This window comes from Mycobacterium sp. NGS56, assembly GCF_059812425.1.
This window is the reverse complement of the sequence record NZ_JCALCQ010000011.1, coordinates 106,904-121,877: the sequence shown is the minus strand read 5'-3', so window position 1 is coordinate 121,877 and position 14,974 is coordinate 106,904. Positions and strand designations below refer to the sequence as shown.

Annotated in this window: 17 protein-coding genes and 1 pseudogene; 2 read left to right on the top strand and 16 right to left on the bottom strand. The window is 67.2% G+C overall.

Translation table 11 applies throughout. The features are described from left to right. From AC5Y4F_RS21720 to fadD5, 3 genes are all read right to left on the bottom strand, one after another. Nucleotides 1-870, bottom strand: a complete 870-nt coding sequence (locus tag AC5Y4F_RS21720) for an MlaE family ABC transporter permease (RefSeq protein WP_067932806.1) — start codon at nucleotides 868-870, stop codon at nucleotides 1-3. Between the two features lies 1 nt (nucleotide 871). Further along, a complete protein-coding gene (locus AC5Y4F_RS21715) occupies nucleotides 872-1,687 on the bottom strand; it encodes an MlaE family ABC transporter permease (RefSeq protein WP_067932808.1) in 816 nt (271 codons plus the stop codon). A 302-nt stretch (nucleotides 1,688-1,989) separates the two neighbouring features. Continuing rightward, on the bottom strand, nucleotides 1,990-3,576 hold the full coding sequence (fadD5, locus tag AC5Y4F_RS21710; RefSeq protein WP_067932810.1) for a fatty-acid--CoA ligase FadD5: 1,587 nt from the start codon (nucleotides 3,574-3,576) through the stop codon (nucleotides 1,990-1,992). Between the two features lie 170 nt (nucleotides 3,577-3,746). Between fadD5 and AC5Y4F_RS21705 the strand changes: the two genes are divergently transcribed. After that, nucleotides 3,747-4,439, top strand: a complete 693-nt coding sequence (locus tag AC5Y4F_RS21705; RefSeq protein ID WP_499998521.1) for a GntR family transcriptional regulator — start codon at nucleotides 3,747-3,749, stop codon at nucleotides 4,437-4,439. Nucleotides 4,440-4,514: 75 nt separating this feature from the next. On the opposite strand, the gene AC5Y4F_RS21700 is transcribed toward AC5Y4F_RS21705, so the two are convergent. Further along, nucleotides 4,515-4,955, bottom strand: a complete 441-nt coding sequence (locus tag AC5Y4F_RS21700; RefSeq protein WP_067932813.1) for an SRPBCC family protein — start codon at nucleotides 4,953-4,955, stop codon at nucleotides 4,515-4,517. An 84-nt stretch (nucleotides 4,956-5,039) separates the two neighbouring features. Then, complete coding sequence (locus AC5Y4F_RS21695) at nucleotides 5,040-5,525, bottom strand: acyl-CoA thioesterase (RefSeq protein ID WP_067932815.1); 486 nt, start codon at nucleotides 5,523-5,525, stop codon at nucleotides 5,040-5,042. A gap of 14 nt (nucleotides 5,526-5,539) precedes the next feature. Here AC5Y4F_RS21695 and AC5Y4F_RS21690 point away from each other — a divergent pair, with 14 nt between their 5' ends. Beyond that, a complete protein-coding gene (locus tag AC5Y4F_RS21690; protein WP_067933014.1) occupies nucleotides 5,540-6,652 on the top strand; it encodes an alcohol dehydrogenase catalytic domain-containing protein in 1,113 nt (370 codons plus the stop codon). On the opposite strand, the gene AC5Y4F_RS21685 is transcribed toward AC5Y4F_RS21690, so the two are convergent. From AC5Y4F_RS21685 to AC5Y4F_RS21635, 11 genes and pseudogenes are all read right to left on the bottom strand, one after another. Further along, complete coding sequence (locus tag AC5Y4F_RS21685; protein ID WP_067932817.1) at nucleotides 6,649-7,587, bottom strand: alpha/beta hydrolase; 939 nt, start codon at nucleotides 7,585-7,587, stop codon at nucleotides 6,649-6,651. The two genes, AC5Y4F_RS21690 and AC5Y4F_RS21685, sit on opposite strands and share 4 nt — an antisense overlap. Next, complete coding sequence (locus tag AC5Y4F_RS21680; RefSeq protein ID WP_067932819.1) at nucleotides 7,584-7,877, bottom strand: hypothetical protein; 294 nt, start codon at nucleotides 7,875-7,877, stop codon at nucleotides 7,584-7,586. The genes AC5Y4F_RS21685 and AC5Y4F_RS21680 overlap by 4 nt, the downstream gene beginning before the upstream one ends. Before the next feature lie 13 nt (nucleotides 7,878-7,890). Then, nucleotides 7,891-8,222: pseudogene (locus tag AC5Y4F_RS21675) on the bottom strand (NAD(P)-binding protein); the annotation flags it as partial. Then, nucleotides 8,204-8,932 (bottom strand): SDR family NAD(P)-dependent oxidoreductase, encoded by a 729-nt coding sequence (locus AC5Y4F_RS21670; RefSeq protein ID WP_067932821.1) that lies wholly within the window; start codon nucleotides 8,930-8,932, stop codon nucleotides 8,204-8,206. The pseudogene AC5Y4F_RS21675 and the gene AC5Y4F_RS21670, both read right to left, overlap by 19 nt. Continuing rightward, entirely contained in the window at nucleotides 8,929-9,330 is a 402-nt protein-coding gene (locus tag AC5Y4F_RS21665; RefSeq protein ID WP_499998516.1) for a nuclear transport factor 2 family protein, read from the bottom strand. The genes AC5Y4F_RS21670 and AC5Y4F_RS21665 overlap by 4 nt, the downstream gene beginning before the upstream one ends. Further along, a complete protein-coding gene (locus AC5Y4F_RS21660) occupies nucleotides 9,327-10,085 on the bottom strand; it encodes an HpcH/HpaI aldolase family protein (protein WP_067932825.1) in 759 nt (252 codons plus the stop codon). Before AC5Y4F_RS21660 ends, AC5Y4F_RS21665 begins: the two co-directional genes overlap by 4 nt. A gap of 7 nt (nucleotides 10,086-10,092) precedes the next feature. Continuing rightward, a complete protein-coding gene (locus tag AC5Y4F_RS21655) occupies nucleotides 10,093-11,061 on the bottom strand; it encodes a zinc-binding dehydrogenase (RefSeq protein WP_499998513.1) in 969 nt (322 codons plus the stop codon). Between the two features lies 1 nt (nucleotide 11,062). After that, entirely contained in the window at nucleotides 11,063-12,238 is a 1,176-nt protein-coding gene (locus AC5Y4F_RS21650) for a cytochrome P450 (RefSeq protein WP_499998603.1), read from the bottom strand. A gap of 62 nt (nucleotides 12,239-12,300) precedes the next feature. Continuing rightward, nucleotides 12,301-13,005 (bottom strand): NIPSNAP family protein, encoded by a 705-nt coding sequence (locus AC5Y4F_RS21645; protein WP_067932829.1) that lies wholly within the window; start codon nucleotides 13,003-13,005, stop codon nucleotides 12,301-12,303. Nucleotides 13,006-13,009: 4 nt separating this feature from the next. Next, complete coding sequence (locus AC5Y4F_RS21640) at nucleotides 13,010-13,573, bottom strand: hypothetical protein (protein WP_067932831.1); 564 nt, start codon at nucleotides 13,571-13,573, stop codon at nucleotides 13,010-13,012. A 148-nt stretch (nucleotides 13,574-13,721) separates the two neighbouring features. Beyond that, nucleotides 13,722-14,891, bottom strand: a complete 1,170-nt coding sequence (locus tag AC5Y4F_RS21635) for a CaiB/BaiF CoA transferase family protein (protein WP_067932833.1) — start codon at nucleotides 14,889-14,891, stop codon at nucleotides 13,722-13,724. Between the last annotated feature and the right edge of the window lie 83 nt (nucleotides 14,892-14,974).

The following is a 14,974-nucleotide window of genomic DNA, read 5'->3' as shown; positions in this document are numbered from 1 at the left end:
TTACACCGTGAGTGCGAAGTTCGGGTTGACGCCATACAGCGCCAACGCGGCGGACAACACGACAACCTGTACCGACACCAAGGAGAAGCGCATCGACCGACCGACGGCCTCACCCACACCGACCGGACCACCGCCAGCGTTGTAGCCATAGAAGCAGTGGGTGATCATCACGACCGCGGTGATGAGGATCGCTTCCACGAACGACCAGAACACGTCCTCGGGGCGCAAGAACGTCCGGAAGTAGTGCTCGTAGGTGCCGTTCGACTGCCCGTAGATCACCGTGGTGGTGATCTGTGGGGACAGGAAAGTCATGATGATCGCCATGGAATAGATCGGGATGATGACGACCAGCCCCGCCATGATGCGGGTGGTCGCCAGGAACGAAATCGATTTGATGCCCATCACTTCCAGGGCATCGACCTCCTCGCTGATGCGCATGGCGCCCAGCTCCGCCGTGGCGCCGGCACCGACCGTGGCGGCCATGGCGATGCCGGTGACGACGGGCGCGGCGATGCGCACGTTGATCAGCGCGGCGAAGAAGCCGGTGAACGCCTCGACGCCGATGTTGCCGAGCGAGGCGAACCCCTGGATGGCGACCAGCGAGCTACCCGACAATGTCACGAAGCCGACGATGGCGACGGTGCCACCGATGACCGCCATCGCGCCGGTGCCCATGCCGATCTGGGCGATCAGTCGCAGGGTCTCTTTGCGGTAGTTGCGCAGCGCGTGCGGAATGCTGCCGAGGGCGGTCGCGCCGAACCACGCCATCTGACCGATGTCGTCGAGGCCGCGGGCCGCGGCGAGGCCGTAGCGGTCGAGGTTCTCTGCGGCCCGCGGGAAGCGGGAGCGAAAGACGGCGGTAGTCGACACGTCAGTGCCCCGTCCCGAACCGCACGCCGATCGTCGTCAGCACCACGTTGACGGCGTAGAGCGCGACAACGCAGAGGACCACGGTCTCGTTGACCGCAGTGCCCAGGCCCTTTGAGCCACCGCTCACGGTCAGGCCGCGGTAGCAGCCGACCAGGCCGGCGATGAGGCCGAAGACGGCGGCTTTGACCGTCGCGATGACGACCTCGGGCAACCCGGTGATGGTGGTCAGGGTGGCCAGGTACGCACCGCCCGATACGTTCTGCAAGTAGACGCCGAAAAGGTAGCCACCGACCAACCCGACAGTGATCACCAGGCCGTTGAGCAAAGTGGCGACCAGGGTCGCGGCGAGCACTCGAGGTACCACCAGGCGGTGGATCGGGTCGATGCCGAGCACCTCCATCGCGTCGATCTCTTCGCGGATGGTGCGAGCTCCGAGGTCCGCGCATATCGCCGTCGAGCCGGCGCCGGCGACGACCAGCACCGTGGTCAGCGGGCCGAGCTGGGTGACTGCGCCGATTGCCGCGCCGGCGCCAGACAGGTCGGCGGCTCCGAACTGAGCGAGCAGCACGTTGAGCGTGAAGATCAGCAGCACGGTCAACGGGATCGAGACGAAGACGGTCGGCAGGAACGCGACCCGCATGATGAACCAGCACTGCAGGATGAATTCGCGCCACTGGAACGGCCGCCGGAACAGCGCCTTACCGGTCAGGACGCACATCCGGAAGAATCCTCCGACGAGCGTCAAGGGCGTCTGTACCTGGTCGCGCACGTAGCTGACCAAGTAGGGGCCTTGCCGATTCGTCGGCGTTGAAGTCACCGCTGCCCCCTCTGGCCGTCACCGCGCGCCTCGTGGCGTCGCGGCGGATCGTGTAGCACGCTTCGCCCCCTCACCGCTATGTAGCTGGGGGTGCCTCCACCTCGCCCCGGCTTGCTGCCTGTGACCATCGGCTCCCTACCGGCAAGTAGTAACGGAGACCACAGGAATGTACCCGATGGCCAAGCACGTGTGAACCGCATCCGCACAATTAACCCTTCGCCGACAGCTGGCAAACGTTACAGCTCCCGTCAACCTTCCTCTCTACTCCTAAAACCCTTTGCCCGAGAATGGATTTAGTCGATTCATCCGACTCCGTACCGGACGCGTAGTTCAGTCTTGAGCACCTTCCCGGCCGGGTTGCGCGGCAGCGCATCGACGATCTCGAGCGCCTTGGGGTGCTTGTATCGCGCCAGCCGCTCGGTCAGAAACTCGTCGAGTTGATCGAGCCGCAAATTGTCGTCCGCGACAGCGGCCACCGCGATGGGCACTTCGCCCCACTTGTCGTGGGCCCTGCCGATCACGGCAACTTCCACGATGGCGGGGTGGCTGGCGAGGACGTTTTCCACCTCGGCGCAGTAGATGTTTTCGCCACCGGAGATGATCATGTCCTTCTTGCGGTCGACCACCCATACGTAGCCTTCCTCGTCCATGCGGACGAGGTCTCCGGAGTGGAACCAGCCGCCGGCGAACGCTTCTGCCGTGGCCTCCGGGTTGTTCCAGTAGCCGCTCATCAAAGTCGGTGCGCGGTAAACGATTTCGCCGACGTCACCGATCGGCACGTCATTCATGTTTTCGTCGACGACGCGCGCGGCCACGGTGGGGATGACCTTGCCGACCGACCCGCGTTTACGAATGGCGTCTTCGCCCAACAGCATGCACGTGACCGGCGACATCTCCGTCTGGCCGAACGCGGCCAGTATCTGGGCGCCGGGGAACGTCGCCGACATCTCCCGCAGCAGCGCGTCGGGAGCCGGCGCGGCCCCCCACGAGATCACCCGCAATTTCAGGTCACGCGGACGGGCCTGCTGTTCGGCGCAGACCGCCTGCCACTGGGCGGGTACCAGGAAGATGCCGGTGACCTTCTCCGCGGCGAGCACGTCGAGCAGCTGCCCGGGCTCGAACGCGCCCAGCGGGTAGATCACCGTCGGGATGCCGAGCAGCATCCCGGTCAGCATGTTGCCGATGCCGGCGATGTGGAAGAAGGGCACGCCGATGAACCCGACGTCGCTGTTGATGTCGGCGCCGTTGGTGTACAGGCCGGTCATCGTCTGGCCGGTCAGGTTGGTGTGCGTCAGCACGGCGCCCTTGGGCCGCCCGGTGGTACCCGAGGTGTACATGATCAGCGCCGGCGAGTCGTTCGGAATGTCGACCGGCCGGTGTTGTTGTCCGGATTCGTTGATCAGGTCCTCGTAGCCGAGCACGCTGTCGTCGGTCTGACCACCGGCCACCACGACGGTGCTCAACAACGACTCGATGTCGCGGACTCCGGTGGCCACCGGAGCCAGCACGGATTCGGTGACGATAAGACGCGCCTCGCAGTCTTGGACCAGGAACGCGATTTCGGCCGCGGTGAGGCGGAAGTTCAGCGGGACCGCGATCGCGCCGAGCATGTTGACGGCCAGCACCGACTCGACGAACTCGGTGCGGTTGAGCATCAGGATCATGACCCGGTCACCGAATCCGACACCGCGGCGGCTCAACGCATCGGCCAGCGCCGCCACCCGGCTGCGCAGGTCGCCCCACGTGAGGGTTTTGCCCAGGAACCGCAGCGCCGTCGTTCTGGGCTGCATCAGCGCATGCCGTTCCAATTGGTTCACCCAGTTCTGTCGCCGGGCCAGGTACGGCTGCTCGTCCGCCTGCGTCTGATGGTTCACCAATTGCGCGGTCAACCTATGCACTTCCCTTCACTCGCGCACCGCTTGCGCCAGGTTGATATTTGATAAAACTTAGTGTTGTGTGGGTCACACTAAGGCGTTGACGGCCCACTGACAAGTCCGCGTTAACACCCGTCAAAACTCAAACCCCGTCCCGCCAAGCCCACGAAAGCCCTGGCAGTCCCGTGAACGCACCGATATCAATGCAGCCGAGGAGTCGGCGGCCGCTGCGTCGTGCGCAGTTGTCCGACGCCGTGGCGGGCCATCTGCGGGCGGCCATCATGTCCGGCGCGCTGCGCCCGGGTACGTTCATCCGCCTCGACGAGACGGCGGCCGAGCTTGGCGTCAGCGTCACCCCGGTGCGTGAAGCCCTGCTGAAGTTGCGCGGCGAGGGGATGGTGCAGCTCGAACCGCACCGCGGCCACGTTGTGCTCCCCTTGACCCGGCAGGACATCGAGGACATCTTTTGGCTGCAGGCATCGATCGCGCGTGAGCTGGCGGCCGCGGCCACCGACCACATCAGCGACGCTCAGATCGACGACTTGAACCGGATCAACGACTCGCTCGCCGCGGCCGTCGCGTCCGGAGACGCCGAGACCATCGCGGGCATCGAGTTCGCGTTCCACCGCGTGTTCAATCAGGCGAGCGGCCGCATCAAACTGGCTTGGTTCCTGCTCAACGCCGCGCGCTACATGCCGGTGCTGGTCTACGCCGCCGACCCGAACTGGGGACAGGCCGCCGTCGACAACCACCGAAAGCTGATCGCCGCGCTGCGCCGGCGCGACACCGCCGCCGTGATCGAGCACACCGTGTGGCAATTCACCGACGCGGCCGCCCGGCTGACCGAGATGCGCGACCGCACGGGAATCTTCGACTAGCGGCGATCGCGAGCGCGGCGAAGCCGGGCGAAGCGGGTCGCCGCCATGAGGACGCGGCGATCGCCGCCAAGAGACCTAGCTTGCGGCCAGCTGCTCGGCGCGCTGCTTCAGGCTTTCGGCCAGATGATCGAGCACGTTATTGAGGAGTTGCTTCACCATCGGCGCCGGCACCGGCATCGAGGTTTCGACGTCCAGATCCACCGTCAACAGGCTCGACGCTCCCAGCGATACGACGCTGAACAGCTGCTCCTGCTTGGTGAAGAGGTCGCCCTGCTGCAGGACGGTCTGGATCTGGTTTTCACCGGGGTAGTACACGGCCTGGATGAACATGCTCTGCATGCCTTGGTAATCGGTGTCGAGCCGCAGCTGGCTGGGGCGCCCGTCGTCGTAGCGGGCGAGCACCCAGAGGCCCTTGATCTCCTCGTTCCACTGCGGGTAGGCCTCGAAGTCGCCGACGATCTTCATGATCAACGTGGCGTCGGCGTCCACCTCGACGGTCTTGCTCATGACTGGCATGCGCGAAGCATAGCCGGGCCGACGAGGCCTCCTTGGGATGCCGTCGTTGACCCCTTTGCTGACGAAAGCCCTGATGCCAGGCGGTTATTGGTCGACGGCGGCGGTCGCCAGCAGGGCGCGCACGGAGTCGGGGATCGGGACGGACTTGCGGGTGGCGCGGTCGACGTAGACGTGCACCCAGTGCCCCAGCGCGGTGATGGGTTGTCCCTGGCCTGCAGCGGGCTGGTTCGGGGCGGCCCGGAACACGCCCAGCCGGTAGGTGACGCTGCTGCGGCCCAGCCGCGTGACGGCCAGCCCCACCACGAGGTTCTGTGGGAATTGCAATTCGGAGAAGTAGCGGCAGCCCGATTCGGCGACGATGCCCAAGGCGGGCGTGGTGATCGGGTCCAGCCCGGTGCTGGTGTTGATCCAGGCGTTGATCGCCGTGTCGAACAGCTGGTAATACACGGCGTTGTTGAGGTGGCCGAACATGTCGTTGTCGGCCCACCGAGTTCCGACCGGCCACTGCACCGGAAAGTCGTTGCTGGTCAGCCCGTCCGGTGCGGGCGGAACTAAGGAAGCCGACGCCATGGTTGTATTCCAACATGTCTGGAATTCGGGGCGCGGTACTGGAGCACATCGGGTCACCTCGGCCCTATGCCCAGTCGCGACCGATCACCGTCACAGAACTCGACCTCGCGCCCCCTGGGCGCGACGAAGTTTTGGTCCGCGTCGAGGCGGCCGGCATCTGCCATTCCGACCTATCGGTGGTGGACGGCAACCGGGTGCGGCCGATGCCGATGCTGCTCGGCCACGAGGCCGCCGGGATCGTCGAGCGCCTCGGCGAGGGCGTCGACGATCTCGCCGTCGGGCAACGGGTGGTGCTGGTGTTCTTGCCGCGGTGCGGTCATTGCGCTGCGTGCGCGACCGAGGGCCTGACGCCGTGTGAACCGGGCAGCGTGGCGAACGGCGCCGGCACCTTGCTCGGCGGCGACATCCGGCTCAGCCGGGCCGGCCATCCGGTGCATCACCATCTCGGTGTCTCTGGCTTCGCGACGCATGCGGTCGTCAATCGGGCCAGCGCCGTCGCGGTGCCCGGCGACGTGCCGCCCGAGGTCGCCGCGCTGCTGGGTTGCGCGGTGCTCACCGGTGGTGGCGCGGTGCTCAACGTGGGTCATCCGCGTCCGGGCCAGACCGTGGCGGTCGTCGGGCTGGGGGGCGTGGGGATGGCGGCGCTGCTCACCGCACTGACCTACGACGGCGTTCGCGTCGTCGCCGTCGATCAGTTGCCGGAGAAGGTGGCCGCCGCCCGCCGCCTGGGAGCCCACGACGCCTACACGCCGCGGCACGCCACCGACGCCGGGGTGAAGGCCGCGGTGGTGGTCGAGGCCGTCGGTCATCCGGCCGCGCTGGAAACCTCGATCGCCCTGACCGCGCCCGGCGGACGCACCATCACCGTGGGTCTGCCGCCACCGAGCGCGCGAATCAGCCTGTCGCCATTGGGTTTAGTCGCCGAGGGCCGGTCGTTGATCGGCAGTTACCTGGGTTCGGCGGTGCCCAGCCGGGACATCCCCCGGTTCGTCGAGCTGTGGCGGTCAGGCCGGCTGCCGGTGGAATCACTGGTGTCGTCGACGATTCCGTTGGAGGGCATCAACGAGGCGATGGACAACCTGGCCGACGGCATCGCCGTACGACAGCTGATCAGGTTCGACGGCTAGTCGCCGTGCAACGCGCTGGACAGGGCGTGGCCTTGCAGCGCAAACAATCGTTGCGAGCCCGCCCAATCGGGCAGCAGTGAATCGAAGCCGTGACAGGCGCGCGTGAAAACGTGCAACTCGGCCGAGACCCCGGCGCGCAGTAGCTGCCACGCGTAGCCGATCGCCTCGTCGCGGAACGGGTCGATCTCGGCGCAGGTGATCAACGCCGGTGGCAGTCCGGCGATTTCGTCTCGACGCGCGGGCACCGCGGCATCGGACGCCTCGGCAGGTCCCAGGTAATGGCGCCACATCAAGTCGGCGGCCTCGCCGTCGAACGCCGGACTGGTGCGAAACTCCACCTTCGATGGGGTGACCCGGTCGTCAAGCACGGGTTGGTGGAGCAACTGGAACGTCACCGGCGGCAGTGCCCCGTCGGCGGCCCGCTGCGCCAGGCATGCGGCCAACGCGCCGCCGGCGCTGCTGCCCGCGACGGCCAGACGCGCCGGATCAACCCCGAGATACCCCGCGTTCGCGGCAACCCACCCCAGCACGGCGCTCGCGTCCTCGAGACCCGCCGGGAAGGGGTGTTCGGGGGCGAGCCGATAGTCCACCGAGACCACCGTGCAGCGGCCGCGGCGCGAAAGCTCAACGCATTGCCGGTGATCGGTGTCCAGGTTGCCCAGCGCGAAGCCGCCGGCGTGGCAGTACACCACGCCCGGTGCCGGGTCCTGGGGCCCACCACAATAGATGCGCACGTTGACGCCGCCGGCTTCCGTTGGCACGGTGTCCTCGACGATCCGCACCCCGTGCACATCTGTCTGGGTGGCGGTCAGCCGGCGCCGTTCGTTGAACGGCGCACGGATGAGTTGTATTGCGGCAAGCGAAAACTCGGTCCGTGTCACAGCGATGTCGCGCAGCATCACATCAAGTCGGTCGGCGCCGTCCAGCCCCGTCATTGCACACCCCGCTCCGAACCGGTGACCGCATCGGCTGCCGACGCGGTTGGTGCGGCGAAGCGGAAGCCGGCCGGCCTGAGCCTGCGCGTCATGCCCCAGAAGGGGCGCGCGCTGCGCCGCCACTGGGTGACCACGCGTCCGTTGGGAGCACGGAAGTAGTTGCTGCACTGCGTGGTCCAGACGGTGCCGCTCATCCATCGATCGACCTCGGCGACGAAGTCGGCCAGCGCGACGGGTCGCACCGCGAGGTAGCGCTTGCCCCTACGCCGCACGTATGTCAACGCCCGCACGATGTAGCGCTCCTGCGCCTCGAATTTCGTTGCGCAGCCGCAGCCGCAGGTGCGGGTGCAGGCCGTATTTGTCGGCGCAGCGCTGGAAGTAGTCCAGCAGGATCTCGGGCTGCAGGGACCACAGTCGCGACCACTCGGCGTTGAGATCGAACGAGTGGGAATAAAGGTGCGATTTGACGCCGCATGCCAGTCCGGAATAAGTGTTGATCCGCCAGGTTCCCCCGCGCCGTCTTCCCGGTCGAAGATGGTGAAGTTGTCAAACCCGCCCCGTGACAACATGATTCCCGGTGCCAGCCCGCCGGGCCCGGCGCCGATGATGCCGACGCTCATCGGGTCTGCAGGCATTGCCCACCATCGATGACGAGTTCGGAGCCGGTGATGAACGATGCCTCGTCCGACACCAAGAAGGCCACGGCGTCGGCGACTTCACCGGCCTCGCCTATCCGCCCAAACATCGATGCCGCGGCAAGCCGTGCCTGGGTGACCTCGTCGAGCATCGCTGTGGCGATCGGCCCGGGGAAGACGGCGTTGACCCGGACGCCCGAGGGGGCGAGTTCGGCCGCGACGGTCTGGGTCAGGCCGCGCAACGCCCACTTCGACGACCCGTAGGCGCTGTGTTGCGGGAAGGGGCGAATAGCGCCGGTGCTGCAGATGTTGACGATCGACGCGTTCGGCGCCTCCCGCAGCTGTCCCAGGACGGCGCGCATCCCGAGAAACGGGCCCAGACAATTGACGCGCCAAGCGGTTTCAAAGCCGGTGGGAGTCTCCTCGGTCAGCGACGCCCGATGCAGCACGCCGGCGCAGTTGACCAGCGTGCTCAGCGACCCGAAGCGACCGACGGCCGCGGCGACCACCGAGTTCCACTGCTCGGCTGAGGTGACGTCGAGCTCGAGGGCGATCAGGCCGTCGTCGCCCGCTTCGTCGACCGCGGTGATCAGTTCGCCGGTCCGGGTGTCGCACGCGGCCACCGAAAATCCTTTGTCGCGCAGTCGTTGGACAATGGACCAGCCCTGCCCGCCGGCGGCACCGGTCACCAGTGCGACGCGTTCATTCATGCTGAACTCACCTCCGGGCTATCGGCCAATCCGGCCTCGGTGATGAAGCGGCAGCGGCGCCGCGTAAAGCGCCACTGCCCGCCGACGCGGTCCAGCTCGTCGTCGTAGATCGCGGGCCGCACCTGAAGATCGCCCGCGCGGACGAACAGCACCTGAGATCTGGCGGTGGCGCGCTCTCCCTCGACCTCGATCCGCGCGCTGCCGGTCAGGTGCAGGCCGCGGGCCGCCGCGCGGAACATGCCCGCGATGCCGTCATGGCCGGCGAAGGTCTTGCCGTAGACCAGGAATTCGCCGTCGGGTGCGAACAGCCGGACGCATGCGTCGACGTCGCCGACATCAAGTGCCAGGGCGTAGCCGGCGAGCAGCTCTCGGATCCTTGAGTGGTCGTCGTCGATCATCGCGTGGCCTCGCGCAGGTGCTCCGCCGCGCCTCGTCGCAGCGCCTGCGCCTCGGCCGCCAGGGTGATCATGTCGAATCCCAGCTGCGCCATGGCATGCCCCGTCTTGCCGTCCCCAGCGTGAATGCCGGTGACCAAGCCCGCGTCCGAAGCCGCCCGGTGGATGCGCACGATCGCGTCGAGCACGTCCGGGTGCCGGGTGGCGCCCACGACGCGGACGCCCAGCGAGATGGCCAGATCGGCGGGCCCGACGTAGATTCCGGTCAGCCCGTCGACGGCGCAGATCTCTTGGATGCCCGACAGCGCCGCCGCAGTCTCGATCATCGCGAACACCCCGACCCGTGACTCGTGGGTGGCGGGGTCGTGCCCCAGGCTGGCGCGCAGCGGACCGAAGCTGCGCACGCCCCTCGGCGGGTAGCGGGTGGCGCCCACCGCGGCGGCGGCCTGGTCCGCAGACTCGATCATCGCGATGACGACGGCGTCGGCGCCCGCGTCGAGCACCCGCCCTATCGGCGCCGCCTCGGCGTTGGGCAGGCGCACCACGGTGCCGACGGGCACGTGCTCGATGCGGCGCAAGATGCCGGCGATGCCGGCGTCGTCGAGATAGCCGTGCTGCGCATCGAAGCCGACGTAATCGTAACCGGCGCGGGCGAATTCCTCCGGGCCCAGCGCCGTCGGGCCGGTGACCCAGCCGCCGAATATCGGGGTCTTACCGCGCAGCGCCAGCTGCAGGCTGCTCGGCGAGGTGTCTGTCATGGTCGGCTCATCCGGCGATGGCGATCTTGATCCGTTCGACGACCGGCCGGCAGGCTAGGTCGAAGGCGTCCTGCGCCTGGTCGATGCCGAAGGTGTGGGTGAGGTAGGCGCCCAGCAGCCAAGGGTGCTCGGCGGCGAATTTCCCGGCAAGCTCCAGCATCCGCCGCCGGTCCAGCGTCACACCGGATTTCAGCGTCAAGTTGTTGCGCAGCATCCCCCGCATGCTGATCGGATACATTTCGTCGTCGGCGACACCGAAGTAGAACACGGTGCCGCCGGGGGCGGCCGCGTCGATGGCGTGGTTCAGGGTGGCGACCTGGTGACCCACGGCCTCGATGACCACGTCCGCGCGGTCCGCGGGCCCGAGGTGACTCACCCAGCGGTCACTGGTGGCGCGCACCAGGTCGTCGACTCCGAAAGCCGTTGCCAGGTCACGGCGATCGATCGGGTCGACCCCGGTGACGCGCCGCGCGCCCGCCGTTTTGGCGACGTAGGAGAACAACAGGCCGATCGATCCCTGGCCGATGATCGCGACGTGCCGGTCGGCCAGATCGCCGAGTTGCTCGCAGGCGTAGAGCACACAGGCCAATGGTTGCAGGCCGACCGCCTGGGCGGGGGTCAGCGCCGGGTCGTAGGGCGCCAGTCCGTCACCGTCGCTGACAACGCGTTCCATCATGCCGTCGAAACCGGATGCCCAGCCAACAACGTGATCGCCGGGACGGTGGGCGGGATGCCGGCTGGCGATCACCTCGCCGGCGACCTCGTGTATGGGGAAGCCGTCTTTTTCGGGACCGCTTCGGCCGTCGTCTCCCGGGAGCCGTCCCTTGGCGCCGCGAAACGCCGGAAGATCGCTGCCGCAGACGCCCGCGGCCGAAAACCGCAACAGCACCTGCCCGTCGGCCAGGCACTCGGGTGTCTTGTCGTCGATCGTGGTGCGCTCGAACAGATACGGCGCGATGATCCGGTAGGACCACACGTCAGACCTCCACCGGGATGTTGTTCCAACCCCATTGGAAGCTGGACGGCAGCCGAGTGGCGGCTTCGGCCTGGATCGCGTAGTCGGGCACCCGGCGGAGCCATTCGGCCAGCAGCACAGCCACTTCCAGGCGCGCCAGATGATATCCGATGCAGAAGTGCTGGCCACGGCCGAACGCCAGCGAGCGGCGGATCGGCCGATCCCAGATGAACTCGTCAGGGTAGGGGTATTCCCGCTCGTCGCGGTTGGCCGATGCGAGCAGGGTGATCACACGCTGTCCCGGATTCAGAGTTTGGCCGTGAATCTCGAAGGGCTTGCGCACCGTTCGCGCGAACCATTGCGCCGGCGCACAGAATCGGATCATCTCATCGCGTGCGATGAGCACGTTGTTCTCCAGGTCGGCGCGCAAGGCGGCAAGCTGCTCGGGCCGCCGGTGGAGCTCCCACAGGCCGTGGGCGACGATTTTGGGCACCGTCTCGGTTCCCCCGATGAAGATGCACAGCATCTGTGTCGCGACTTCCATGTCGTCGAGCGCGCTGCCGTCGGGCAGGCGATAGTCCAGCAGACCATCGACCACGTCGAGCGGCGCCGCGGACGGATCGGCCCGGCGGCGGGCAACCGCCGGCAGCAAATATTCGAAATAGTTGGGTCGCGCCTGCCCGGTGTCCACGCCGACGCCGGGCTGGGCGAGGCTGCCGGCGTTGACGGTGGCAAGGACCTGCGGTGCGAGATCGGTGGGGATGCCGAGGAGTTCGCAGACGATGGCGGCCACCACGATGCCGCCGTAGTCCTGGGTGAGGTCGAAGGTGCCACCCGCAAGCAGCGCATCAAGGCGCTCGTTGGCCAGCGTGCGGATCCGGCCTTCCAGGTCTTTGACCGACCGCGGCCGAAACGGTCGGGAATGGGTACGCCGGATCTCGCCGTACAGGTCGGCGTCGAACATGGCGTGAAACGGCAACGGGTGCAGGGGCGGATCGGGGACCGGGCCGCTGTTGTGTTGCGCCAGAACCGATGCCGGCGGCAGCGTGCCCTCCGAGGCGACGAACGTGCCGTTATTGACTTCCAGCACCGTCCAGATGTCCTCGAAGCGCGACAGCGCGAACGTGTCCCACTGCGGCATGTAGTACACCGGATGGTGGTCGCGCAGTATCCGGTAGTACGGCAACGGGTTTGTCATCACCGCCGCGTCGAAGGGATCGTAGCGGAAATCGTTGACGTTCACAGCGTTCGGTCGTTTCGTCACTGTAGCGGCGACGGCGGGAGGGCCTGCAGAATGGAATCCTCCCAGCCGTCCCGCAACGCGGGAGCCACGCTCATCCACGTGACGATCTCGGCCGGGGGGCTCTCCTTCCAGGACGGATAGTGCTCGGCGAAGCAGTCCCAGCCGCCGTCCAGCGCCCAGTAGTGGATGACCTCGTTGTAGCGGAAGGTCGTGGTGAACGAACCGAGCCAGCGTTTACCCGTGCGTTCCGACCACGGAACGTAGAGCCGTTCCAGTTCGCGGATGTAGTCGTCCTGGCGTCCCGGTTTGGTCTGCATGATCTCTTGAATCACCAGCGGCGCGGTGAAATTGACCTCGCGCAGTTGGGCGAGCGTCTTGTTGCTGGGCCCGGGGTACATGATGCGGCCCTCCCCCGAGGCGCCGATGTCGGCAAGGAATGCCGACCACTTACCGGACGCGGCATCGTGGCTGCCGCCGCGAGCCTGCGCGGCACCGATCCTGGCGTAGTCGGCGAAACCGTCGATCTCCCAGATGACCGTCGCCTGCGGCCAGTGACCGTTGTACGGCGTGGATTCCCAGATCGCGAAAAGCCGAGCGCCGAGCTGCTCCATCATCGGTTGATAGGTGTCGGCGAAGATCTCGGTGAACCGGTCGCTTCGCCCGGACCCCAGCGAGATCGTTTCGTGCAAGTAGAGCAGCGTGTGTCCGAAGTATTTCTTCATCGGGCTAGTCGAGCCGGATGAGCTCTGCGTCAACCCCCAGGCCCACGTCACACAGCAGCGTCTCGGTGGCATAGACCGTCGCTCGCGGAATGCCCGCCGCCGCAAGCGCATAGCCCTTGAACATCCGGGCCGCACCGCTGAGCAGATGCTGCGCACGCGTCGTCGCGCGGTTCACGCTCAAAGGCCATCCTTCACCCCATAAAGCGACCTCGATCAGTGGGTTGCTCAGCGACTCGAGCACCGCCTCCCGGACCCGGTCGTCGGCAGTGAATGCCTGCGCGCTGACGGCCAGGCCCGTCGAGCGCGCCCCCAGCTCGTCGAGCTCCGGCTCGAGCTCCGCCGCCCGTACCCCCAGGATTCGCAGCGACGGGGTGTCGCAGCGTCGCGGGAGCAACACGGTCACTTCCCAACCGGCCATGGCCCGGTCGTAGAGCCAGCCGCCGGCCGATTGCACGACGTCGACGGCGCTGGCCGCGACGACGTCGAGCCGGTAGCGCAGACCCTCGCCGTTTGCGCGGGTTGCTTTCGCAGCGCTGCTGTTGCTGATATCGAATGTTGGAGCGGCCATCGATCCATTCCTCACCGCCACTTCGCTGACGGGTCTCAAGCGCTTGTCATGGGCTTTCTCAAGGGCTGGAGCCGCTTCACGCGCCGGCGATGCGACTCACCGCACAGGGTGACACTTCTGACGAAATTTGTAAAGCTTCCCTGGTTCGTCAGGAACCGCGGCGCGCCTTGAGGTCGGCTAGCACTTCCTCGGTGTGCTGCCCGAGTTCTGGTGCCGCAGAACGCGGTGCCCACGGAGTCCCATGAAAATCCGCCGGTGTGGCCACCATCGGCACGGCGGCTTCGCCGTCCGGGACGTCAACGATGCCACCCGCGGCGTGGAACTGCTGGTCGGCGACGACGTCCTCGAGGGTGTTGATCGGTGACCAGAAAAAGTCCGGTTCGCCGGCGAACACCTCTGCCCACGCGTCGAGTGGCCGCGAGGCGAAGATTTCATCCAGCGCGGCGATCAGCATGGTCGAGTTGACGGCGCGGGCACGGGCATCGGCGAACCGCGGATCGTCGCGCCACTCGGGCCGGCCGACCGCGCGGCACAACGCCGGCCAGTGCCGCTCGGGCTCGAGGCCGACGATCCAGAACCGCCGCCCGTCGGCGGCGGCGTAGTTGTTCATGCACGGGTTGCCCATCGTTTCGCGCTGGCCGATCGCGATGGGCTGCCCGCTCATCAGATAGGTGTTGAGGTCGAAGCTGACCGTGTAGGCACCCTGCCGGTAGAGCGAGGTGGACACCAGCTGACCCGTCCCGGTCCGTTCGCGCGCGAGCAGGGCCGCGCACACGGCCGCGGCCATCGTCATCCCGGCGGAGTGGTCGCCCATCCCGCCGCGCTGGAACGGGGGCGTGTCGCCGGGGCGGGTGAGCAGGTGGGCCACCCCGGCCCGGGACCAGAACGCGGCGACGTCGAAGGCGGCGCGGTCGGCGTCCGGGCCGCTTTCGCCGTATCCGGTGATGAGCCCATAAACCAGTCGGGGGTTGGCCGCCGACACCGGCCCGAAGTCCAGGCCGAGCCGTTGGAGCGCGCCGGGTCGCACATTGGTCAGGAAAACGTCTGCGTCGGCGAGCAATTCGAACGCGGTGTCACGTCCCTCCTCGGTCCCGAGGTCCAGTACGACGCTGCGCTTGGACCGGTTGTCCATCTCGAACGGCGGGTTCAAGCCCAGATCGCAGCCCAGCATCCGGCCGAACATGCGCCCCGGATCACCGGTCGGTGGCTCGATCTTGATCACGTCGGCGCCCCAGTCCGCCAAGATGCCGCCGGCGGCCGGTCCGGCCACCCAAACCCCGAGTTCGACGACTTTGACGCCTTCCACCGGTCCCGCCATGGGTTTACCCTAAGCGCCGACCTTGGGCGCCAAGCACCGGAACGGCCCCGATTTGGTCTACCCGCCCCACGCTCGACGGCCTT